This is a genomic window from Paractinoplanes bogorensis (genome assembly GCF_018829635.1).
GTDB classification, from domain to species: Bacteria; Actinomycetota; Actinomycetes; order Mycobacteriales; family Micromonosporaceae; genus Actinoplanes; species Actinoplanes bogorensis.
Genome location: NZ_JAHKKG010000003.1, coordinates 127,600 through 150,139 on the forward strand (window position 1 = coordinate 127,600; position 22,540 = coordinate 150,139).

Genomic DNA, 22,540 nt, shown 5'->3' on the forward strand with positions numbered 1-22,540 from the left:
ATCGTAAGAACCAGCTGGTCACGTCACTGTTTCGTAAGATCTCGTCACCGCGCGGTAAGCCCTGGCGGGTCCGGTTCTCACTAGCGTCCGGATCATGACCGATGTCGTGCTGCCCTGCCGCAACGAAGCGCCGGCCCTGCCCGCCCTGCTGACCCTGATGCCGCCCGGCTACCGGGCGATCGTCGTCGACAACGGCTCCACCGACGGCACGGCCGGGGTCGCCCGCGAGTTCGGGGCCGAGGTCGTCACGGTGACCGAGCCCGGGTACGGCGCGGCCGTGCACGCCGGGATCCTGGCCGCCGATCCGGACGACGGCGTGGTCTGCGTGATGGACGCCGACGGCTCGTTCGACCCCCGGGAGCTTCCGCGTCTGGCTTTTCCCGTACGGGTGGGAGCAACCGACCTCGCGACGGCTCGCCGTCGTCCGGCCGGGCGCGGGGTGTGGCCGGTGCACGCCCGGCTGGGCAACGCGGTGCTGGCTCGTCGGGTTCGACGGCGCACGGGCCTCTCCGTGCACGACATCGGACCGATGCGCGCCGTACGGAAGGAAGCTCTGCTCGGTCTCGGCCTGCGGGACCGGCGCTTCGGCTATCCGCTCGAGCTGCTGCTGGCGGCCGGGCGGGCCGGTTGGCGGGTGACCGAGGTCGACGTCGGCTACCACCCGCGGGCGGCCGGCACGAAGTCCAAGGTGAGCGGCTCGGCGCTGGGCACGCTGCGCGCGGTCCGCGACATGAGCGCGGTGCTGGCCCGATGAGCGGCCGGGTGATCGTGCTGGCCAAGGCGCCGGTGCCGGGCCGGGTCAAGACGCGGCTCTGCCCGCCGTGCACCCCGCAGCAGGCGGCCCTGGTCGCGGCGGCCGCACTCGCCGACACGCTGGCCACCGTGTCTGCTACCGCAGTGGGCCGACGGGTGCTGGCGCTGGACGGCGAACTCCCGGAACCGCCCGGCTGGCAGACGATCGCGCAGCCCCCGGGAACCCTCGGCGACCGGCTGGCCGGGGCCTTCGCCTCCGGCGTCGCGCCGTCGGTGCTGGTCGGGATGGACACGCCGCAGCTGACCCAGGCGCACCTGCATGACGCGCTGGACCTGGACGAGGCCGATGCGACGCTGGGCCTGGCCGAGGACGGCGGCTGGTGGGCGCTCGGTCTGCGCGACCCGGCCCGCGCCGAGGTCCTGCGGGCGATCCCGACCTCCACCCCGGACACCGGGGCCGACACCCGGGCCGCCCTCGTACGGCTCGGCCTGACCGTGCGGATGCTGCCGGTCCTGCGCGACGTCGACACCGCGGCCGACGCCCACGCGGTCGCTGCGCAGTGCCGGCCGGACAGCCGGTTCGCGGTCGCGGTACGCCGGCACGTGCCGGCTCCGGCGGCGATGGCCCGGTGACCGGCGTGGCCCTCTTCGACGCGGCGCTGCGGCGGGCCGCGACCGGACGGTCCGCGTCCTTCGCGGTGCGCGACCCGTTCGGCGAACTGCACCCGTTCGACCCGGCCGCGTGGTGCCGGGACGAACTGCCGGGCGATACCACGCTGCTGGACCGCTGCACCGGGCCCGTGCTCGACGTCGGCTGCGGCCCCGGCCGCCTGGTCGGGGCGCTGGCCGCGGCCGGATTCAGCGCCTTCGGCATCGACGTGAGTGCGGAGGCTGTCCGCCTGACCCGCGAGCGCGGCGCCGCGGCCCTGCGGCGAGACGTGTTCGGCTCGGTACCCGGCACCGGCCGGTGGCGCGACGTGCTGCTGGCCGACGGCAACATCGGCATCGGCGGCGACCCGGCCCGCCTGCTGCGCCGGTGCCACCAGCTGATCGCCCGCACCGGCCGGGTCCACGCCGAACTGGCCCCGCCCGGTCGCCCGAGCTGGTCGGGATCGGTCGAGGTGCACACCACCGGTGGCCCCGGCGCCCGGCTGGCCTGGGCCGCCGTGTCCGCCGACGACCTGGCGCGCGTGGCCGCGGAGGCGGACCTGCGTGTGCTCGACGTGCGAACGGAGGCGGACCGATGGTTCGGGACCCTCGCCCGGCGCTGAGGCGACTGGCCCGATGGCTGCTCGCGCCGCCGGACAGCCTGCGGAAAGGCCCGTTCGAGCCGGGCGCTTTCCCGTCCCGGCTGCGGTCGGAGCGGCTGACCAGCCTGCTCGGCATCGCGCTCGGGGTGGCGTTCGCCGTCTGCTTCGGCACCGGTCTGCTCAGCCACCTGATCCAGCACCCGCCCGGCTGGTTCTGGTGGCCGTCCCGCCCGGTGGGCCTCTACCGGTTCACCCAGGGCCTGCACGTGGCGACCGGGCTGGCCTGCGTGCCGCTGCTCGGAGCCAAACTGTGGTCGGTCTACCCGCGACTGTTCACGTGGCCGCCGGTGCGGTCGCTCGCCCACGCGGCCGAACGCGGGAGCGTGGCCCTGCTGGTCGCGGCCGCGCTGTTCCAGGTGCTCAGCGGCGTGCTCAACGTCGCCCACTGGTACGCACCCATGCCGTTCTTCTTCACCACCGGCCACTACCGGGTCGCCTGGCTGGTAGCGGGAGCGATCCTGGTCCACATCGGTGTGCAGTTGCCGGTCGTGCGCGCCGCCCTGCGCCGTCCTCCACGAGCGGTGCCGGCCGGCGATCCGGCGGTGGACGGGCCTCCGATCGACCGTGCAGACTGCGTTCCGGGAGTCGGCTCGGCGGGATCCGCGGACGTCGCCGGGACGCAGCGGCGGCGGCTGCTGGTCGCGGTGGGCGCCGCGGTAGGCCTGATCACGGTGACCACGGCCGGGCAGACGATTCGGCCGCTGGACGCGCTGGCGTTGCTGGCGCCCCGACGCCCGGACCTGGGCCCGCAGGGGCTGCCGGTCAACAAGACCGCTGCGGCGGCGGGAACCTCGGTCCTGGACATGTCGGCCTACCGGCTCGTCGTGGACGGGCCGGGTGGGAGCGTCGAGCTGGATCTGGCCGCGCTCAACGGCCTGCCGCAGCACGCGGTCGACCTGCCGATCACCTGCGTCGAAGGGTGGAGCGCGGACGCCCGCTGGAGCGGTGTGCGCCTGGCCGACCTGGTCCGGCAGGTCGGCGCCGATCCGCGGCACGCCTCGGTGCTGGTCGAGTCGCTCGAGGCGGGCGGGCGCTACCGCAGCTCGACCGTCGCCGCGCCGCACACCCGCGACCCGGCGACCCTGATCGCGCTGCGGCTCAACGGGGAGGTGCTGCACCCGGACCACGGCTATCCGGCGCGGCTGATCGCTCCCAACCGGCCGGGCGTGCTGCAGACCAAGTGGGTGGGGCGTTTGACCGTACGGGCGGAATCATGACCCGGATCCGCCGTGCGTTGATCGTCGCCGGGGCGCTCGTGACGGCGTACGGGCTCGCGGGTGTGCTCTTCGATCCTGGTGTCCTGCTCTTTCTCGCGGCGGTGGTCGTCTTCCACGACCTGGTGTGGATGCCGGTCGTGCTGGCGTTCGGTGCGCTCGTGGCCCGTCCGGTCGCGCGGTTCGTGGCGATCGTCGCGGCCTCGGTGCTGGTCGTCGGCGTGCCCCTGGTCGTCGCGCAACCGCCGGCCGGCAACCCGTCGGTGCTGCCGCTCGACTACGGGCGCAACCTGTTGTTCGTGCTGGCCGCGTTGCTGGCCGCGGCCGTGCTGGTGGCCGCCTACCGCCGCCGGCGCCGCGTGCCGCCGCGAGGGAGGTGAGTGCTCACTTACCGCGGTCGAGCCGGTCGGCGAGCGGAGCGGCGCGGCCGTAAGCGAATGGAAAGAACTGCGAAGCGCGCGGATCGGTAGCGTGGGAAGCGTGGAGCATCAGGTGCTGGTCGTGGACGACGACCCGACGGTCAGCGACGTCGTGCGCCGGTATCTGGAGCAGTCGGGCTGCCGGGTCCGGCTGGCCGGCGACGGTTCGGCCGCGCTGGCCGCGGTGGCGGCGGAACGACCGGATCTCGTGGTGCTCGACGTCATGATGCCGGGGCTGGACGGTCTGGAGGTCTGCCGGCGGCTGCGCCGCGACGTGCCCGACCTGCCGGTGGTCATGCTGACCGCGCTCGGTGAGGAGGCCGACCGGGTGCTCGGGCTCGAGATCGGCGCCGACGACTACGTGACCAAGCCGTTCTCGCCGCGCGAGCTCGTGCTGCGCATCCGGTCGGTGCTGCGCCGGGCCGGGGGAACGACCGCGGAACCGGCGGCGGCCGCGATGCTGACCGACGGCGACCTGACCGCCGACACCGCCCGCCGGATCGCCTGGCGGCGGGGCGAGCCGCTGGCGCTCACGGTGCGCGAGTTCGACCTGCTCGAGTTCCTGATGCGGCATCCGGGGCAGGCCTGGTCGCGGACCCAGCTGCTGGACCAGGTGTGGGGCTGGCAGATCGGCGACCATTCCACGGTCACCGTGCACGTCCGCCGGCTGCGCGAGAAGATCGAGGACGACCCGGCGGCGCCCCGGCGCATCCTCACCGTGTGGGGCATCGGCTACCGCTACGAGGCCGAATGACCGACATGCTGCTGATCGGCCTGTACGCGCTGGCGGCGGGCGGTGTGGTCGCGGCGGCCGGGGCCGGCGCGCTGCGGTTGCTGCGTGACCGTTCGATCCTCGTGCACATCGTCGTGCTGCTGTCCGTCACCGTGACCGCCGTCGTCGCCGGGGTGGCCGCCGTCGCCCAGGCCATGTTCCTGTCGGCCCACGACCTGCGGGTGGTGCTGGTGACGGTGAGCGCCTCGGCCGCGGTCAGCCTGGTGGTCGGTGTGGCCTTCGGGCGGCGGCTGGCCGCCTCGGCGGTGTGGGCCGACCAGGCGCGGGAGCGGGAACGCCGGCTCGAGGCCGGTCGCCGCGAGCTGGTCGCGTGGGTCTCGCACGACCTGCGGACACCGCTGGCCGGCTTGCGGGCGATGGCCGAGGCGCTGGAGGACGGCGTCGTCGCCGACCCGGCCACGGTGGGCGAGTACCACCGGCGGATCCGGCTCGAGACCGACCGGCTGACCCAGCTGGTCGACGACCTGTTCGAGCTGTCCCGGATCAACGCCGGTGCCCTGCGCCTGGCCCCGACGATCGTGCCGCTGCGCGAGGTGGTGTCGGACGCCCTGGCCGGGGTCGCCCCACTCGCGGCCCGGCGCGGGATCACGCTGCGGGCGGCCGAGAGCGGCTGGCCCCGGGTGCGGGCGGGGGAGCGTGAGCTGGCCCGGGTGGTGAGCAACCTGCTGATCAACGCGGTCCGTTACACCCCCGAGGACGGCACCGTGCAGGTCGACGCGGGACTCGAGGCGGGCGACGTCTGGCTGGCCGTGTCCGACACGTGCGGCGGCATCCCCGACGACGACCTGCACCGGGTGTTCGACGTCGCGTTCCGGGGCGAGCGGGCCCGCACCCCGGACTGCGGGGCGGGCGGCGGGCTGGGCCTGGCCATTGTGCGCGGCCTGGTCGAGGCGCACGGCGGGCTGGTCGGCGTGCGCAACACGGGGGCGGGCTGCCGCTTCGAGGTGCGCCTGCCCGCGGCGTGATCGGGCGCCGGCGCCGTCCGAAGGTACGCCGGACGACGACGCGGTCAGCGAGTGTCGGACCCGATGGCTAAGATCGCCCCCGAACTACGGGGGAAAATGAACGACTTGAATGACACCCGGCGTCTGCGGCCTTCGCAGAAACCGGTGTTCGTGGATTGGCGGGGTTCGCGCCGCCGGGCCGTCGTCATCGGCGGCACGCTCATCGGGGTGGTGCTGGCCGGCTGGCTCGGGCTCATCGTGACCAGCATTGTGCTGGCGTCGTGGCCGGGGAGCGTCTGACTCAGTGCCCCGGCACCGCAACTCCGGTCGCCCCCGGGCGCACTGGTCGATCTTCGCGCTGGCTCTGACCGCGCTGGTCGTCACGCTCTTCGTCGACGACTTCGCCCGCGAGACCGGCGGCGGCACCGTCTCGCCCGGCAAGACCGAGATCGTGGACGGCGGGTCGGCCGTCGACGGCCCGATCATCCACCCTTCGACAAGGGCCGAGCGACTGCCGGCGCGTACGGTCGCCCTGACCTTCGACGACGGTCCTGACCCGGTGTGGACGCCGCGCATCCTCGACGCGCTGCGCCGGCACCACGCGCGGGCCACCTTCTTCGTGGTCGGCGCCCAGGTCAACAAGCATCCCGAGCTGGTCCGCCGGATCGTCGCCGAGGGCCACCAGCTCGGCCTGCACTCGTTCACCCACCGCGACCTGACGACCATGTCGGAGCCGCGCCGGCGCCTCGAGTTCGAGCTGACCCGCAACGCCGTCGCCCACGCCACCGGCCAGGACGTGCGGCTGTTCCGGCCGCCCTATCTGGCCTCGCCGGCCAAGGTGGACCGGACGGCGCTCGACCTGATCGAGGACGCGGGCCGCGCCGGCTACACGACCGTGCTGGCCGACCGGGACACCACCGACTGGCGCCGGCCGACCGCCGCGACCATTGCCAACCGGGCCATGCCGCCGAGCACGGCCGGGGCCATCGTGCTGATGCACGACGGCGGCGGGGACCGGTCGGCCACCGTCGACGCCCTCGATCTGCTGCTGCCCCGGCTGGCCGCGCAGGGCCGCGTCGTGACCACGATCGGTGCGCCCGAAGCCACGCCGGCCTCGGGGCAGGCCAAGGCGCAGGGGGCGGTCTTCGCCGTCGTGCAGCGGGGCGCGGGCTGGACGCGTACGGGAATGTTCTGGTTGATGATCTTTGCCACCGCCCTGGCCGGGACGCGGATGGCGATCCAGGCGGTCTCGGCCTGGCGCCACGCCCGCCGCAGGCGAAAAAACCCGCTTTCCCCGTACGCCGTACCGGTCTCGGTCATCGTCCCGGCGTTCAACGAGTCGGCCAACATCGTCGCCACCGTGCGCTCGTTGCTGGCGAGCACCCAGGCCGACGTCGAGATCATCGTGGTCGACGACGGTTCCACCGACGGCACCGCCGACCTCGTCGAAGCCCTGGACGAACCAACCGTACGGGTGCTGCGCCGCCCCAACGGTGGCAAGGCGTCCGCACTGCGGGCCGGGGTGGCCGCGGCCCGGCACGACATCCTGGTGCTGATCGACGGCGACACCATCGTCGAGCCGGACACGATCGAGATGCTGGTCCGCTCGTTCGCCGACCCGGCTGTGGGGGCGGTCGCGGGCAACGCCAAGGTGGCCAACCGGCGGGGCGTGATCGGCCGCTGGCAGCACCTCGAGTACGTGGTCGCGTTCAACCTGGACCGGCGCGTGTTCGAGATGGCCGACTGCATGACGACCGTGCCCGGCGCGCTGGGCGGCTTCCGGCGGGCGGCCCTCGAAGCGGCCGGCGGCGTACGCAGCGACACCCTGGCCGAGGACACCGACCTGACGATGGCGATCGTGCGGGCGGGCTGGCGGGTGGTCTACGACGACATGGCCTGCGCGTGGACCGAGGCGCCCGGCACCTGGTCGGGCCTGTGGCGTCAGCGGTACCGGTGGTGCTACGGGACCATGCAGGCGATGTGGAAGCACCGCCGGGCGCTGGTCGAGAAGGGCCCGGCCGGCCGGTTCGGGCGCCGCGGGCTCGGCTACGTCGGGGCGTTCCAGATCCTCCAGCCGCTGCTGGCCCCGATCATCGACGTCTACCTGGTCTACGCGCTGCTGTTCCGGCCGCCCGGCCTGGTCGCGCTGCTCTGGCTCGGCCTGCACGCGGCCCAGCTCGCCGTCGCCGCCTACGCGTTCCGGCTCGACAAGGAGCCGGCCGGGCCGCTGTGGTCGCTGCCGCTGCTGCAGATCGGCTACCGCCAGCTGATCTATCTGGTCACCATCCAGTCCGCGGTGACCGCACTGGCCGGCACCGGGTTGCGCTGGCACGCCTCGACCCGGACCGGTCATGCGGCCGCACTCGACGCGTCGGCCGCGACCTCGGACCCGAAGGCCGCCCGCACCCGGGAACTGGTCCGCCAGCTGCGGCTCGGCCTCTACCGCGACCCCCGCTGGGCCCGCTGGAGTTTCCGCGCCGGGCTGGTGCTGGTGCTGCTCAGTGGCAGTGCCTGGGTCGGCGGCACGCTGGTCACCGGCCGGTACGCGGGCGCGGTGGCCCGGGACGACCTGCTCGGCGACGCCGCGGCCTATCACGTCGCGCCGGACGGGTGGAGCCTCGACAAGGCGCTCAACATCCTGCTGATCGGCGTGGACTGGCGGAAGGGCCAGACCGGCATGATCCGCTCGGACACCGTGATGGTCCTGCACGTTCCCCGGGCCAAGGACCGCGCCTACCTGTTCTCGCTGCCCCGGGACACGATCGTCGACATCCCGCCCCTGCCCGAGACCGGTTTCCGCGGCGGCCGGGACAGACTCAACAGTTCTTTCGCGTACGGGGCGGGCCTCGACCAGGATCGGGCACAGGGCGGACGGCTGCTGGCCGCGACCGTACGGAAGCTGACCGGCCTGCCCGGGCTCGACGCCGCCGTGCTGATCGACTTCTACGGCTTCTCCGACGTGGTCAAGGCGCTCGGCGGCCTGCGGGTGTGCGTGGACGCCGACACCCGTTCGATCCACACCGGCCGGGTGTTCCCGGCCGGGTGCCGCCGGATGACCGGGGACGAGGCGATCGACTTCCTGCGCCAGCGTAAGACGGTCAAGGGCAGCGACTACGGCCGTCAGCACAATCAGCAGCAGTTCATCGCGTCGATCGCGGCCGAGGCGAAACGGCAGAACCTGGCGGCCAACCCGGTCAAGCTGGACGCCCTGCTGCGCGCGGCCGGGTCGGCGATGACCGTGACGACCGGGCCGGCCGAGCCGATCGACCTGGTTTTCGCGCTGCGCGGGATCGATCCGGGGCGGGTCACCATGCTGCGCACCCCGGGCCACGGCCGGCACGACGGGGCCCGCAACTATCTCGGGGAGGCGCTCGACCCGGCGGCCTTCGAGCTGTTCCGGGCCGTACGAGAGGAGAAGCTGCCGCAGTTCGTGGCCGCTCACCCTGACCTGGTGAGCGGGTCCTTCGCGGCGCAGTAGTCTCCACGAGTGGACAGCCGACGGACCTGGCAACCTCCCCGGCCGGCGGGCCGCGGGCGCGCCGACCACACCGCCATCGTGGGCTGCGACCTGATCGTCGACGGCACCGCCGTCGAGAGTCCCGGCCCGGCGGCCGACCTGGCCCAGCTGCACCGGGCCGCCCGCGAGCGCGAGGGCGCCTTCGTGTGGCTCGGCCTGCACGAACCGACCGAGGCCGCGCTCACCCGGGTCGCCGAGGAGTTCGGCCTGCACCCGCTCGCGATCGAAGACATCCTGCACCGCGAGCAACGGGTCAAGATCGAACGCTACGACGACGTGTTCTTCCTGGTCGTCCGGGCCGCTCAATACGTCGAGCACGAGCGGGTCACCGCCACCAGCGAGATCGTCAGCACCGGGTTCGTCCGGCTCTTCGTCGGCCCCGATTTCGTCATCACCGTGCGGCAGGGCACGGTGATGGAGCTCAGCTCGCTGCGGGCCGACCTGAGCTCCGACCCCGAGGCGCTGTCGCACGGGCCGTGGTCGGTGGTGCACGCGATCCTCGACCGGCTGGTCGACGTCTACGTCGACATCGCGGCCGCCGTGCAGACCGACATCGAGCTGACCGAGGCGGCCGTGTTCGCGCCCCGCAACCCGATCTCGGTCGAGCAGATCTATCAGCTCAAGCGCCAGCTGATGAAGTTCAAGGCAGCCGTGCTCCCGCTCCAGCGGCCGCTGGCCGCGCTGTCCGGCAAGCAGAACACCGACCTGCCCAAAGAGATCCGGCGCTACTTCAGCGACGTCGCCGACCACCACACCGCCGCTGTGGAGCAGGTGCTGTCGTTCGACGACATGCTCAACGCCCTGCTCCAGGCCCGGCTCACCCAGCTGACCGTCGAGCAGAACAACGACATGCGCAAGATCGCGTCGTGGGCCGCCATCGCCGCGCTGACCACCGCGATCGCCGGCGTCTACGGCATGAACTTCGCCCACATGCCCGAGCTGACCTGGCGTTACGGCTATCCCAGCGTCCTGCTGCTCCTGCTGGTGAGCGCCTTCGTGCTGCACCGGGTGCTGCGCCGCGCCGGGTGGCTCTGAACACGCCCGGGGGAGTGGCTCGCATGAACATACGGAGTAGTGCATAATCACATGTGTGACCAAGGTTCTCTCCTCCCTCCCCGTCGGCGAGCGGGTCGGCATCGCCTTCTCCGGTGGCCTCGACACGTCGGTCGCGGTCGCGTGGATGCGTGACAAGGGCGCCGTGCCCTGCGCCTACACCGCCGAGATCGGCCAATACGACGAGCCCGACATGTCGTCCGTGCCCGCCCGCGCGATCGCCTACGGCGCCGAGATCGCCCGGGTCGTCGACTGCCGCGACGCCCTGGTCGAGGAGGGACTGGCCGCGCTCGCCTGCGGCGCGTTCCACATCCGCTCCGGCGGCCGCACCTACTTCAACACCACGCCGCTGGGCCGGGCCGTCACCGGCACCCTGCTCGTGCGGGCGATGCTGGAGGACCAGGTGCAGATCTGGGGCGACGGCTCGACGTTCAAGGGCAACGACATCGAGCGGTTCTACCGCTACGGCCTGCTGGCCAACCCGTCGCTGCGCATCTACAAGCCGTGGCTCGACAAGACGTTCGTCACCGAGCTCGGCGGGCGCAAGGAGATGAGCGAGTGGCTGCTCGCCCACGACCTGCCCTACCGTGACTCGACCGAGAAGGCGTATTCGACCGACGCCAACATCTGGGGCGCCACCCACGAGGCCAAGTCGCTCGAGCACCTCGACGCCGGCATCGAGATCGTCGACCCGATCATGGGCGTGCGGTTCTGGGACCCCGAGGTCGCCATCGCCACCGAAGACGTGACGATCGGATTCGTCGAGGGCCGCCCGGTCACCATCAACGGCAAGGAGTTCGGCTCCGCGGTCGACCTCGTGCTCGAGGCCAACGCGGTCGGCGGCCGGCACGGCCTGGGCATGTCCGACCAGATCGAGAACCGGATCATCGAGGCCAAGAGCCGCGGCATCTACGAGGCGCCCGGCATGGCGCTGCTGCACATCGCGTACGAGCGGCTGGTCAGCGCGATCCACAACGAAGACACCCTGTCCAGCTACCACACCGAGGGCCGCAAGCTGGGCCGGCTCATGTACGAGGGCCGCTGGCTCGACCCGCAGGCGCTCATGGTGCGCGAGTCGCTGCAGCGCTGGGTCGGCAACGCGATCACCGGCGAGGTCACCCTGCGGCTGCGCCGCGGCGACGACTACACGGTGCTCAACACGACCGGGCCCGCGTTCAGCTACCACCCCGACAAGCTGTCGATGGAGCGCACCGAGACCCCGGCGTTCGCCCCGGCCGACCGCATCGGCCAGCTGACCATGCGCAACCTCGACATCGCCGACTCCCGGGCCAAGCTCGAGCAGTACGCCCGGCTCGGCATGGTCGGCAGCCCCCAGGGCCTGGTCGGCGCCCTGCCCGCGGGCGGGGCCGAAGAGATCGCCTCCCGCGGCGCCGTTCCGGCCGAGGTCGACCTGCTCGACCAGGCCGCCATGGAGTCCGGCACCGACTGAGTCACCCGGCCTTGTGCGGCAAGGTGAGCGACGGCTAACGTACGCACCGCCATCGATCTCCTGATTTCACGGAGTTCGATGGCGTTGCTGCGTTACTGACTCACCAACGGGGACAACTTCATGACATCGATGCACCGTGCCCGCTGGGCACGGCCGGTCCTGGCCGCCGCCATCGCGGTGACCGCGCTGACCGCCACCACCTCCAGCACCGTCTACGCCGCTCCCGCACCCGTCTCGGCCGCACTGGCCGCCGACGCCGGCGCGAGCATGGCCTCGTACGAGCAGAAGCTCGCCGTCGCGGTGAAGTTCGGCCGCGGCGACGACTCCGCGCTGATCGAGCGGGCCGACCGCGACTTCGTGATCGAGCTGTGGAAGCTGGTCAAGGACAACAGCGACTACCTCGAGGTGCGGGCCGCCGCCGAGGAGGCGTTCGGCACCGTGTCCGACGCCACCAACCCGGCCGCCACCGACCTGGCCTGCTACGACTTCATCACCACCGGAGTGTTCGCCGCGTTCGACCGCGACGTCGCCCGCGAGCGGTCCGAGGCCGAGGCCAAACGCCTGTCCGACCAGGCCCGCGCCGCCGCGGCGGCCAGCATCGACATCGTGGCCGGGGCCGACCTGCTCAACGGCACCGACGCCGACTTCATCCGGCTGATCTGGGAGCGCGTCGCCGAGGACCCGAAGTGGACCGAGGTCAAGACTGCCGCGGCCGCCGCCCGCGCCGGCACCGCGGCCGAGCAGGCCCAGTTCATCGCGTCCGGCATGGCCGCCGCGGCCAAGGAGGCGGTCGACCGCCGGATCTCCGAGGACGAGACCCGCACCGAGGCCGAGAAGCAGGCCGCGCTGGCCCGCTCGGCCAAGCAGCTGGCCGCCAACCGGATCGGCCTGCCGGTCACCGAGCAGCTGCTGAGCCTGCCCGACCGCGACTTCGTCACCGAGGTCTGGAACTTCGCCGCCGAGGGCAGCGAGGTCGAGGCCGCGGCCATCGCGGCCGCCCGCAGCAATGACCCGGCGGTGTGGAAGACGTTCATCGACGCCGGCATCCACGCGGCCAAGAACCGCGACATCGAGAAGGCCCTGGCCGCCGCCGAGGCCGCCGACCGGGTGTCGGCCACCGACGTGCTCAACCGGGCCGAGGCCGCCGCCAACCGCAACCTGGCCCTGGCCGCGCGCAACGCCCTGGCCGGCAACGCCCAGGCGGTCGCCGACTTCGTCCGCACCGGCCAGTACGCGGTGCGCCCCGACCTGCCGCAGCGTCTGCAGGCCGGCCACACCGGTCAGTGCCTGGCCGTCCCGTCCGGCTCGCTCGAGACCAACACGCAGCTCATCCAGTGGCCGTGCGGCGCGGGCAAGGAGCAGGCCTGGGTCTTCTTCCCCAAGGCCGGCGGCAACTACGTGCTGCGCAACCTCAACAGCAACCAGTGCCTGGCCGTCGGCGGTGGCTCCAAGGACGACAAGGCCCGCGTCATCCAGTGGACCTGCAACAACGGCAACGAGCAGCTCTGGGCGCCGCAGCAGGACAGCAGCGGCCTGACCCGGTGGAAGAACGTCAACAGCGCCAAGTGTCTGGCCGTCCTCGACGCGTCCACCACGAACGGCGCCAAGATCACGCAGCTGCCCTGTTCGGCCACCGTGCCGTCGACCGGCTGGAACGTCCGGGCCCGCGGCCTGGTCAACCTCGAGTCGGCCTCGTTCAACGGTGACGCCTACCAGGACCTGATCGCGGCCGAGGTCTCGACCGGGCGTTTGTACCTCTACCCCGGCACGGCCACCCGCGATGCCTTCGGGGCCCGCGTGATGATCGGCTCGGGCGGCTGGAACGGCATGGACAAGCTGGTCACCGGCCGGTTCAACGCCGACGCGCTCGACGACGTGGTCGCGGTCGAGAAGAACACCGGCAAGCTGTGGCTCTACCCCGGCGTCGCCGGCGGCACCCTCGGCACCCGCCAGGAGATCGGCACCAGCGGCTGGAACTCGATGGACCGGCTGGCCGCGGGCAAGTTCAACGCCGACGACTACACCGACCTCGTCACCATCGACACCCGCGACGGGAAGCTCTACCTCTACCCCGGCACGGCGAGCGGTGGCCTGGGCGCCCGGGTGCTGCTCAACGGCGGTGGCTGGAGCGGCAACGCCAAGAACACGGTCGGCAAGTTCAACCGGGACGAGTTCGACGACATCGTCTCGGTCGAGGTCTCGACCGGCAAGCTGTGGCTCTACCCGGGCACCGGCAACGGCACCCTCGGCGCCCGCATCCAGATCGGCACCAGCGGCTGGAACGGCATGAGCGAGCTCACCGCGGGCAGGTTCAACGGCGACGAGTACGACGACATCGTCGCCACCGAGAACGGCTCCGGCAAGCTGTGGCTCTACCCCGGCACCGCCGCGGGCAGCGCGCTCGGCAACCGGGTCGAGCTCGGCATCGGCGGCTGATCCGGCGAGAGGTCCGCTCCGGCGTCACCCCGCCATCAGGCGGCGACGGACGTCGGGGCGGACCTCCTCGGTCACGGCCCGGTCGCGGGCCGCGGTGAGCACGTCTTCGAGGCGTACGGGAAAACCTCTTTCCGCCGACAGCACCGCGGCCTCCACCATCGCCAGGCTCATCAGGTTCTCGTGCACCTCGCCCGAGGGCGGCTCGCCGGTGCGCAACGCCTCGACGAAGGCGTGCAGAGAGGCTTCGATTCCCCCGTACGGGTCGTCCGGCGCGTTGCCCGGCAGGAGCGGTTCGTCGTGGCCGTCCCACAGCGCCGTCCCGTGCTCGCCGCTGATCCGCCAGGCGCCGTTCCACGACGTGATCTCGCCCGGACTGCACCAGGTGCCGTTGTAGACGTACCGGGTGCCGCCGGTCATCTCGAACACCGCGACCGCGTTGGCGTCGCCGTCGAACCAGCTCCACGGCGGGTTCCAGCTCTGGCACCAGACCGAGACCGGGTCGGCGCCGAGCAGATAGCGGGCCGCGTCGAACGCGTGGATCGCCATGTCGACCAGCAGCGGCTGCGCCATCCGATCGCGGAAGCCACCGAACCGCTCGCTGCGGGCGAAGGTCGTGGTCACCGTGCCGATCCGGCCCAGCCCGTCGACCAGCGCACGTAGCCGGGCCAGCTGCGGGTTGCGCCGCCGGGACTGGCTGACCATGAACAGTTCGCCGGTGAGTTCGGCCGCGGCCCGCAGCGAGAGCGCCTGGCTGACGCTCTCGGCGAGGGGCTTCTCACCCAGCACCGGCAGCCCCGCGAACAGGGCGGCCGTGGTGACCGGATGATGCGCGGCCGGGACGGTCACGTTGATCAGGGCCTTCGCGCCGGTGCGGCGGGCCAGCTCGACCGGGTCCGATCCCACCGGCAGCCCGGGTGGGGCGGCGGCGCGGGCCGCCTCCAGATCGAGGTCGGCGACGCCGCGGAGCTCGACCATGTTCTTGTCGGCGGCGAGAAGCATCGCCAGCCACTGCCGCCCGAAGCCGCCGGCGCCGACCAGGACCACCGGCAGCGGGCTCTCGTCGATGGTCCGGAAGCTCATCCGAGCGGTCCGGCCCAGCGGCGCAGCTCGGGGAGCGCGCGTTCCGGCCGGTCGGTGCGGGCCCAGGCGACCCCGTTGGCGATCACCCGCCGTACGTCCGGATGGTGGTAGGTCGGATAGGCCTGGTCACCGGGCCGGAAGTAGAAGATCCGCCCGTGCCCGCGGCGGAACGTGCAGCCGCTGCGGAACACCTCGCCGCCGCTGAACGAGCTGACGAAGACCAGCTCGTCCGGTGCCGGGATGTCGAAGAACTCGCCGTACATCTCGTCCTCGTCGATCACGATCGGATGCGGCACGCCCCGGGCGATCGGGTGGGTCGGGTCGACCGTCCAGATCAGCTCGCGGTCGTGCTCGTCGCGCCAGCGCAGCGTGCAGCTGGTGCCCATCAGCTTGACGAAGATCTTGGACCAGTGCCCCGAGTGGAGCACGACCAGGCCCATCCCGGAGAGCACGTGCCGGTGGACCCGGTCGACGACCTCGTCGGCCACCTCGCCGTGGGCCTGATGCCCCCACCAGGTGAGCACGTCGGTCTCGGCCAGGACCTCCTCGGTGAGGCCGTGCCCGGGGTCGTCGAGAGTCGCCGTACGCACCACGCAGTCGTCGCCGAGGTTCTCCTCGATGCCCTCGGCGATCGCCGTGTGCATGCCCTTCGGATACCGGCGGGCGACGTCTTCCTCGGTCTGCTCGTGGCGGTTCTCGCCCCAGACGGTGACACGGATGGGCATGGACGTCCTTTCCGTCGATGCGCTTCGACGCTACGGATCCGGCCCCGGGAAGACAAGGGCGGCGTCCGTAGAGTGGGCTCGTGCCGAACCCCGCTCTCGAGGCCGCCGCCCAGCTCGGGCCCTACTTCGCGTGGGAGCCGCGTGTCGCCGGCGACGGGTGGCGTCCGCTGGCCGAGCTGCTCGATCCGGCCGTGGTGGCCGAGCGGGTGACCGCCGGGCAGCGCGTGCTCATGCGCATGTCCGGCCTCGGCGCCGACGAGATCGGCGAGCGCGTGGTCGCGTCCACGATCTTCCTCGGCCTGGCCTCGCGGCTGGTGTCGCCGTTGCTGGCCGCGGCCGCGCTGACCGGCGAGCTGCCCGCGGCCGATCCGGCGCGGCTGTGGTGGCGTCCGGTCGAGGGCGGCCCGATGCCGATCGCCTACGACCCGCTCGAAACGTCCACTTCCTTCTCCCGTACGGCGATAGACCAGCTCACCGCCCCGATCCTGGAGACCTTCCAGGCCCGGTACACGTTGTCGCCCCAGGTGCTGTGGGGCAACGTGGCGTCGGCCCTGGGCGGCGCCGCCGGCATGATCGCCGACAACGCCTCCGCGCCGGCCGCCGAGCGGGCCGCCGCTCTGGTCGACGCGGCACTCGCCCGGCCGCCGCTGCTCGGAAGGGCCACCCTGACGCGGCCCGACCCGGCCCGGCCGCGCTGGTTCCTGACCCGTCGGAACTGCTGCCTCTACTACCGAATCCCGGGCGGCGGAACCTGCGGCGACTGCGTGCTGGTCCCCGACCACGAGCGGCGCCAACACTGGCAGCGGGTCCTGAGCCGTTTCACCTGACCGCTTTCCAAGCGGTCGCTTCCTCGCTCGTCGCTTTCCTCACGAGCACTGGGTAACGAACGCTGCAGCTTCGAATCGCTGGGCGGCGATGTCCGCGGGCCGCATCACCCAGTAGAGGCTGCCGCAGTCGCCCCACATCATGTCGGCGTCGTCATCGGAGTCGATCTGCATGAGGGATGTCCACCGCCGGGCTTCGTCGTGCAGGGCTGGTTCGGAGCGTCCACCGAGGCGTCGCTGCGCCACGTCGACTTCGACGGAGCCCTGCACCGGACGGGCGTATCCGCCGACGTAGTGCCGTGGTTGATCGAGCTGCTCCGCCATCTCGATGCGAAAGTCGTCGCACCGGTAGAGATCGGCCATGAACTCCTGGTCGGCGGCCGACAGCTCCGCCACGGCCCGCTTCAGGGCGGGGTGGTCCCAGCCCGGTTCGGTCGCGACGAGTTCAGCGGCCAGGTCGACTGCGGGGTAGGCCGGGGCCTCGGGTTCGGCTCGCTCACTCGTCGCCGTCCCCGTCGGCACCGACACGACGGCAGCCGCCGACGAGGACGGCTCCCGATAGAAGAACAACAGGGTGCCGTGAGCCGGCAACGGTATGTCCAAGCTGGTCACGGGAAGCCGGCTCAGGTCGATACCCGCGACGAAGCCGAGCGGTAGTCCCGCCGGCGATTGTGGCCAAGGCATGCTGTCCGGCAGCGACGGCGATCCGCCCAGCTGCCCGACAACCTGTTCGCCTGGTCGGGCCAGCCGCAACCGGACCGCGGGCCGAAGCAGTCCGATCCAGACATCCACTACGGCCGGCGGCAGCGTCGCACGCGCCACCGCAATCAGCGCCGCCGCATTCGACATCGATTCCGAGATCCCCACGGCGGCATTTTGTCAGCCGCGGCACCTGCGTGCGGATCCCCGGCCACGAACGGCCGTCGGCACTGGCAACGCGTTCTGCACCGCTGATTCGGTTCTGGCAGCACAGCCGGCAACTCGGATGTTCAGACTGCGGAGTTCGAACTCACACGATTTCCGGGGTTGAGGCCAGGAGCCAGGCGAGCGGCTGAGGTCCAGCCGGGTCAGGCTCGTATCCCGTGGTTTCATTGAGGACGTAGCGGTCCACTGTCGCTCCACCGTCACGCTCGACGATCCAATACCGCGGAATGCCGGCCTTCGCGTACTCGGCCTTCTTGGTGATCCGGTCGACGACCTCGGACCCGCTCGAGACCACTTCGACGGCGAGAAGAAGCCCCGACGTGCCGGCATAACTGGACCGGGCACGACGAGGCGGCATGCCTCTGGCCCACACCGTCAGGTCAGGCACACGGCCGCCGCCGACGTCGATGCCGCAGTCGGCAGCGATCTGTTCGGCTTCGTAGCCGTGGCTCGCGAGCCAGAGAATCATGCGCATCACCAACAGCGCGTGTTCGGGGTCTGCGGGGGGCATGATCGACAGCACTCCCTCAGGACTCAGCTCGTATCGGTGATTCTCGTCGGCGGCGGCCATTCTTGCGACGTCGTTCAGGGTCACGTGCGTCGGCATGCTCGCGCCAAAGGCTTGAGCGCTCACCTTTGCCCCCTCGGCGATTCCGAAAGCTGTGCGCGGACCGGCTGTCGCCTCCAAGGTACCTGCCGACCAGCCGGATCGGTGGGGTGCGGTGTCGGCGGCGAAGGTGCGTGTCGACGCGGACTCGAGGCCGCTCCGCGATGCCGTGAACAAAAAGGCCTAAACGAACACCACGACCGTAAGGGTGACGTACGCCACTGTCGGCGGCAGCATCGGCGCAACACACGCGTAACGGTGCGGCAACGCGCCGATCTGAGGAGGACCGCTCGTGCGGACCAGGATTCTCACCGCGACCGCCGTCGCGGCTCTCATAGCTACCACGGCCACCGGCTGTCAAAAAGATACGGCCGGGGGCGGAAGCGCGTCGGGGACCTACCCGACCAAGACCCTGCAGCTCATGGTGCCGGCGGCTCCCGGTGGAGGCTGGGATCTGACCGCCCGCACGATGCAGAAGACGATGACCGACGGCAAGTTGCTCGACCAGGCCGTCGAGGTCTACAACGTGACCGGCGCGGCGGGAACCATCGGGCTGGCCCAGCTCGTCTCCAAGAACCGGGGCGACGCCCACCACCTGATGGTCATGGGCCTGGTCATGGTCGGCGGGGTGGTGGCCAACAAGTCGCCGGTCAAGCTCGACCAGGTCACCCCGATCGCCACGCTGACCGCCGAGCAGGAGGTCGTCGTGGTGCCGGCGAACTCCAAGTACACGTCGCTCAAGCAGCTCATGGACGACGCCAAGAGCAACCCGGCCTCGATCAACTGGGGCGGCGGCTCGGCCGGTGGCACCGACCAGATCCTGGTCGGGCTGCTGGCCAAGGCGGCCGGGGCCGACCCCAAGGCCATGAAGTACGTCGCCTACTCCGGAGGCGGCGAGGCGAAAGCGGCCCTGCTCGCCGGTGATCTGACCGCGGCGGTGTCCGGTCAGAGCGAGTTCAAGGACCTGGTGTCCGCGGGCAAGGTACGCGCCCTCGCCGTCTCCGGCGCCACCGGTGTGGACGTGGGTGAGGGTAAGCCCGCGCCGACCATCAAGGAGCAGGGTCTGGACGTCGAGCTGATGAACTGGCGCGGCGTGGTCGCCCCGCCCGGCATCAGCGACGGCGACAAGACCGCGGTCACCGCGTTCGTCGACAAGCTGCACTCGTCGGCGGGCTGGACCGAGGCGCTCAAGACGCAGGGCTGGGAGGACTTCTACAAGAGCGGGGACGAGGCGGCGGCGTACTTCACCGCCGAGAACCAGCGCATCACGACCGTCCTGACTGAGATCGGCCTCGGCTAGATGTCGTCAGGAACCGAGCCGGTGCGGCAGGCTTCCCAGGGCCGCCGCACCGGCGTGGTGCTCGCCGCCGGCCTGCTGGTCGTCGGCGTTCTGCTGCTGTGGTCGGCCGCGACGGCCGAGGGCGACTTCGGTCTGCAGGGGCCGCGCCTGGCCCCGGTCGTGGTGACCGTCGCGTGGGTCGTGGCCGCCGCGTACTACTTGTTCACCGAGCTGCGACCGCGAGCCGACGCGCCCGGAACAGGGATCGCCGCGGAAGCGCCGGCCGACTCGACCGAGGAGGACGACCGCGAAGAGCCGGGCGAGCATGACCCCGAGGGCCACGAGCCCGGCGAGGCCGAGATCAAACCGGGCTGGCGAGCGCCTGCCGGCGTACTGGGAACGCTTGTCGGTTTTGCCATTGCTCTGGAATATGCCGGTTTCGTGGTCAGCGCCGCCCTCTTCATCGTGCTCACCGCGCGGGTGCTCGGCAGCCGCCACCTGGTGCGTGACGTGATCGTGGCGATCGTCCTGCCGATCGCGATCTACCTGAGCTTCACCCGGCTGCTCGACATCTTCCTGCCGGCGGGGGTGTTCCCGCTGTGAGCGAACTTCTCGGCGGATTCGCTACCGTCCTGCAGCCGGAATACCTGCTGTACGCGGCGATCGGCGTCACCCTCGGCACGTTCGTCGGTGTGCTGCCCGGCATCGGACCGGCGCTCACCATCGCGCTGCTGTTGCCGGTCACGTTCAGCCTGGACGACCCGATCGGCACGTTCATCATGTTCGCCGGCATCTACTACGGCGCCATGTACGGCGGTTCCACCACGTCGATCCTGCTCAACACGCCGGGGGAGTCGGCCTCGGTCGCGACCGCCATCGAGGGCTATCAGATGGCCCGGCGGGGACGGGCCAAGGCGGCGCTGGCCACCGCGGCGATCGGGTCGTTCGTGGCCGGCACCATCTCGACGTTGCTGCTCAGCCTGTTCGCCCAGCCGGTGGCGAAACTGGCCACCACCTTCCGGGCCGCCGACTATTTCGCTCTGGCGCTGCTCGCGATGGTGGCGGTCACGGCGTTGGTCGGGCGTTCGCTCGTACGGGGAATGCTGTCCCTGATCTTCGGTCTGTTCCTCGGTGTCATCGGCATCGACGGGCTGACCGGGCAGGCGCGCTTCACGTTCGGCACGATGGAGCTGCTCGAGGGCATCGACGTCGTGGTGGTGATCGTCGGGTTGTTCGCGATCGGCGAGACGCTGTACATCGCCAGTCGCATGCACAGCCTGCCCGAACATGTGACGCCGATCGACACGGGTTCCTCGAAAACATGGCTCAGCAAGGATGACTGGCGCCGCTCGTGGGGTCCGTGGCTGCGCGGTACGGCGGTCGGCTTCCCGTTCGGGGCGCTGCCGTCCGGGGGCGCCGACGTGCCGACGTTCCTGTCGTACACGTACGAGAAGCACCGCTCGAAGAACCGCGCCCAGTTCGGCAAGGGTGCGATCGAGGGTGTGGCCGGTCCCGAGGCGGCGAACAACGCGGCGTTCTCCGGCGTGCTGGTGCCGCTGCTGACCCTGGGCATCCCGACCTCGGCCACGGCGGCGGTGATGCTGGCCGCGTTCCAGATCTTCAACCTGCAGCCCGGCCCGCAGCTGTTCGACCGTTCGCCCGAGCTGGTGTGGGCGCTGATCGCGTCGCTCTACGTCGGTAACGTGCTGCTGCTGGCACTGAACCTGCCGCTCATCCGGGTGTGGGTCAAGGTCCTGCAGATCCCCCGGCCGATCCTGTACGCGGGCATCCTGGTCTTCGCCACACTCGGCGTCTACGCGGCGACGGGCAGCGTCAACCAGGTCTTCATCGCGTACGTCATCGGGGTCATCGGTTTCGGCATGCGCCACTTCGACTTCCCGATCGCACCGGTGATCCTGGGTCTGATCCTGGGCCCGATGATGGAGTTGCAGTTCCGCCGGGCGTTGCTGGTCTCGAACGGCGACCTGACCGTCTTCGTGTCGCGGCCGCTGACCGCGATCCTGCTGGCGTTGGTCGTGGTGGCGCTGGTCGTGCCCTACCTGCCGCGCATCGTCGCCCGCCTGCGTGGCCGCCCCGCCGAGACGAAGCGGCTGACCTTTGCGGAGGACGACTGAGACCTTTGCTCCCGTACGCGGCACGGCCGTCCTCGAGGCGGCCGTGCCTGCTCGGTCTAAGTGACGCCGAGGCGGTTCAGCACCCGGGCGACGCGCCGGCTCTCGTCGGCGATGAACGTCGCGAACGCGTCTCCGGCCAGATAAGCGTCGGTCCAGCCGAAGCGCTCGCGGGCGGCGGCCCAGTCCGGCGAAGCGGCCAGCTTGTCCGCCATCGACCGGAGCGCCCCCGCATCCGCCGCCGACAGCCCGGGCGGGGCGATGATCCCGCGCCAGTTGTTGACGACGATGTCGAAACCGGCTTCCCGGACGGTCGGCACCGCCACCCGCCCCACCGGATGCTCACTGGTCACGGCCAGGGCGCGGAGCTGGCCCGACTCGATCTGGTCGGCGTATTCGCTCAGCCCCGACATCGCGAACGCCACCTCCCGGCTCAGGATCGCGGCCAGCAGATCGCCGCCGCCGTCGTGCCGGGTGTAGGCGACCCGGGCCGGCGCGAGGCCGACCGCTTCGGCGAACAACATCGCGGCCAGATGATCGGGACCGCCCACGGCCGAGCCGCCGCCCACCCGGAGGCCGGGATCGGCGCGCCAGCCTTCGACGAGTTCGGCCAGGGATCCGTACGGCGAATCGCGATGGACCACGACGATGGCCGGCTCCTGCACCAGGCGGCTGACCGGCGTGGTCTCGCCGAGCCGGGCGACCTGGCCGGAGGCGAGCTCGGCGCCGACCAGCCCGAGACCCATCAACATGACGAGCCGGCCGTTGCCGTGCTCGTAGGCCAGCCGCCGCAGCCCGACCACACCGCTGGCGCCGGGCAGATTGAACACCTCGACCCCGCGGGCGATGCGCGACGCATCGAGGGCGCGGGCCAGCACCCGGGCGGTGATGTCGTAGCCGCTGCCGGGCGGGTTGGGGACCATCAGGCGCAGGCCGTCGTCGCTCTCGGCGCACCCGGCGAGAGTGGCCGCGAGGGCGCCGCCGAGCAGGGTCCGTCGTCGCACCGCCCGCCCCTCCCTCTTGCGTTCACCGACCGGAAACATTTTGCTGTGGGACGCTACCCCTTCCCCTGGAGGTCTG

Annotated in this window: 21 protein-coding genes; 16 read left to right on the top strand and 5 right to left on the bottom strand. The window is 71.6% G+C overall.

What is annotated here, in order from left to right:
- Positions 1 to 94: 94 nt before the first annotated feature.
- From KOI35_RS09235 to KOI35_RS09290, 12 genes are all read left to right on the top strand, one after another.
- Complete coding sequence (locus KOI35_RS09235; protein ID WP_215785668.1) at positions 95 to 754, top strand: glycosyltransferase family 2 protein; 660 nt, start codon at positions 95 to 97, stop codon at positions 752 to 754.
- A complete protein-coding gene (locus KOI35_RS09240; protein WP_215785669.1) occupies positions 751 to 1,386 on the top strand; it encodes a TIGR04282 family arsenosugar biosynthesis glycosyltransferase in 636 nt (211 codons plus the stop codon). The genes KOI35_RS09235 and KOI35_RS09240 overlap by 4 nt, the downstream gene beginning before the upstream one ends.
- On the top strand, positions 1,383 to 2,024 hold the full coding sequence (locus KOI35_RS09245) for a class I SAM-dependent methyltransferase (protein ID WP_438870592.1): 642 nt from the start codon (positions 1,383 to 1,385) through the stop codon (positions 2,022 to 2,024). Before KOI35_RS09240 ends, KOI35_RS09245 begins: the two co-directional genes overlap by 4 nt.
- Complete coding sequence (locus tag KOI35_RS09250; protein WP_215785671.1) at positions 1,997 to 3,280, top strand: molybdopterin-dependent oxidoreductase; 1,284 nt, start codon at positions 1,997 to 1,999, stop codon at positions 3,278 to 3,280. The genes KOI35_RS09245 and KOI35_RS09250 overlap by 28 nt, the downstream gene beginning before the upstream one ends.
- Positions 3,277 to 3,657, top strand: a complete 381-nt coding sequence (locus KOI35_RS09255) for a hypothetical protein (protein WP_215785672.1) — start codon at positions 3,277 to 3,279, stop codon at positions 3,655 to 3,657. Before KOI35_RS09250 ends, KOI35_RS09255 begins: the two co-directional genes overlap by 4 nt.
- 67 nt (positions 3,658 to 3,724) lie before the next feature.
- The gene (locus KOI35_RS09260) at positions 3,725 to 4,450 is read left to right on the top strand and encodes a response regulator transcription factor (protein ID WP_246612917.1); all 726 of its coding nucleotides are present in this window, start codon (positions 3,725 to 3,727) and stop codon (positions 4,448 to 4,450) included.
- Positions 4,447 to 5,454 carry a sensor histidine kinase gene (locus tag KOI35_RS09265; RefSeq protein WP_215785674.1) on the top strand — a complete coding sequence of 336 codons (1,008 nt, stop codon included), beginning with the start codon at positions 4,447 to 4,449 and terminating at the stop codon, positions 5,452 to 5,454. The genes KOI35_RS09260 and KOI35_RS09265 overlap by 4 nt, the downstream gene beginning before the upstream one ends.
- A gap of 105 nt (positions 5,455 to 5,559) precedes the next feature.
- Positions 5,560 to 5,733 carry a hypothetical protein gene (locus KOI35_RS09270; protein WP_215785675.1) on the top strand — a complete coding sequence of 58 codons (174 nt, stop codon included), beginning with the start codon at positions 5,560 to 5,562 and terminating at the stop codon, positions 5,731 to 5,733.
- Between the two features lie 4 nt (positions 5,734 to 5,737).
- Positions 5,738 to 8,911 carry an LCP family glycopolymer transferase gene (locus KOI35_RS09275; protein WP_215785676.1) on the top strand — a complete coding sequence of 1,058 codons (3,174 nt, stop codon included), beginning with the start codon at positions 5,738 to 5,740 and terminating at the stop codon, positions 8,909 to 8,911.
- A gap of 9 nt (positions 8,912 to 8,920) precedes the next feature.
- Positions 8,921 to 9,985, top strand: a complete 1,065-nt coding sequence (locus KOI35_RS09280) for a magnesium and cobalt transport protein CorA (protein ID WP_215785677.1) — start codon at positions 8,921 to 8,923, stop codon at positions 9,983 to 9,985.
- A gap of 55 nt (positions 9,986 to 10,040) precedes the next feature.
- A complete protein-coding gene (gene argG / locus KOI35_RS09285) occupies positions 10,041 to 11,453 on the top strand; it encodes an argininosuccinate synthase (RefSeq protein ID WP_215785678.1) in 1,413 nt (470 codons plus the stop codon).
- Between the two features lie 120 nt (positions 11,454 to 11,573).
- On the top strand, positions 11,574 to 13,889 hold the full coding sequence (locus KOI35_RS09290) for an RICIN domain-containing protein (RefSeq protein ID WP_215785679.1): 2,316 nt from the start codon (positions 11,574 to 11,576) through the stop codon (positions 13,887 to 13,889).
- 24 nt (positions 13,890 to 13,913) lie between these two features.
- Here the strand turns inward: KOI35_RS09290 and KOI35_RS09295 are convergent, their stop codons facing one another.
- Positions 13,914 to 14,969: a Gfo/Idh/MocA family protein gene (locus tag KOI35_RS09295; protein ID WP_215785680.1), complete on the bottom strand. Its 1,056-nt coding sequence runs from the start codon at positions 14,967 to 14,969 to the stop codon at positions 13,914 to 13,916.
- The gene (locus KOI35_RS09300; protein WP_215785681.1) at positions 14,966 to 15,694 is read right to left on the bottom strand and encodes a ThuA domain-containing protein; all 729 of its coding nucleotides are present in this window, start codon (positions 15,692 to 15,694) and stop codon (positions 14,966 to 14,968) included. Before KOI35_RS09300 ends, KOI35_RS09295 begins: the two co-directional genes overlap by 4 nt.
- An 80-nt stretch (positions 15,695 to 15,774) precedes the next feature.
- Between KOI35_RS09300 and KOI35_RS48815 the strand changes: the two genes are divergently transcribed.
- The gene (locus KOI35_RS48815) at positions 15,775 to 16,521 is read left to right on the top strand and encodes a (2Fe-2S)-binding protein (protein WP_215785682.1); all 747 of its coding nucleotides are present in this window, start codon (positions 15,775 to 15,777) and stop codon (positions 16,519 to 16,521) included.
- A 39-nt stretch (positions 16,522 to 16,560) separates the two neighbouring features.
- Here the strand turns inward: KOI35_RS48815 and KOI35_RS09310 are convergent, their stop codons facing one another.
- Both KOI35_RS09310 and KOI35_RS09315 read right to left on the bottom strand, forming a co-directional pair.
- Positions 16,561 to 17,385 carry a YwqG family protein gene (locus KOI35_RS09310; protein ID WP_215785683.1) on the bottom strand — a complete coding sequence of 275 codons (825 nt, stop codon included), beginning with the start codon at positions 17,383 to 17,385 and terminating at the stop codon, positions 16,561 to 16,563.
- A 142-nt stretch (positions 17,386 to 17,527) separates the two neighbouring features.
- Complete coding sequence (locus KOI35_RS09315) at positions 17,528 to 18,076, bottom strand: Uma2 family endonuclease (RefSeq protein ID WP_215785684.1); 549 nt, start codon at positions 18,074 to 18,076, stop codon at positions 17,528 to 17,530.
- Positions 18,077 to 18,341: 265 nt separating this feature from the next.
- Here KOI35_RS09315 and KOI35_RS09320 point away from each other — a divergent pair, with 265 nt between their 5' ends.
- The 3 genes from KOI35_RS09320 to KOI35_RS09330 are packed head-to-tail and all read left to right on the top strand — an operon-like array spanning position 18,342 to position 21,463.
- Positions 18,342 to 19,349 (top strand): Bug family tripartite tricarboxylate transporter substrate binding protein, encoded by a 1,008-nt coding sequence (locus KOI35_RS09320; RefSeq protein WP_215785685.1) that lies wholly within the window; start codon positions 18,342 to 18,344, stop codon positions 19,347 to 19,349.
- Positions 19,350 to 19,931 carry a tripartite tricarboxylate transporter TctB family protein gene (locus KOI35_RS09325; RefSeq protein WP_215785686.1) on the top strand — a complete coding sequence of 194 codons (582 nt, stop codon included), beginning with the start codon at positions 19,350 to 19,352 and terminating at the stop codon, positions 19,929 to 19,931.
- Positions 19,928 to 21,463, top strand: coding sequence for a tripartite tricarboxylate transporter permease (locus KOI35_RS09330; RefSeq protein ID WP_215785687.1), 1,536 nt, complete (start codon positions 19,928 to 19,930; stop codon positions 21,461 to 21,463). Before KOI35_RS09325 ends, KOI35_RS09330 begins: the two co-directional genes overlap by 4 nt.
- A gap of 56 nt (positions 21,464 to 21,519) precedes the next feature.
- On the opposite strand, the gene KOI35_RS09335 is transcribed toward KOI35_RS09330, so the two are convergent.
- The gene (locus KOI35_RS09335) at positions 21,520 to 22,464 is read right to left on the bottom strand and encodes a Bug family tripartite tricarboxylate transporter substrate binding protein (RefSeq protein ID WP_308120879.1); all 945 of its coding nucleotides are present in this window, start codon (positions 22,462 to 22,464) and stop codon (positions 21,520 to 21,522) included.
- Positions 22,465 to 22,540 lie beyond the last annotated feature (76 nt).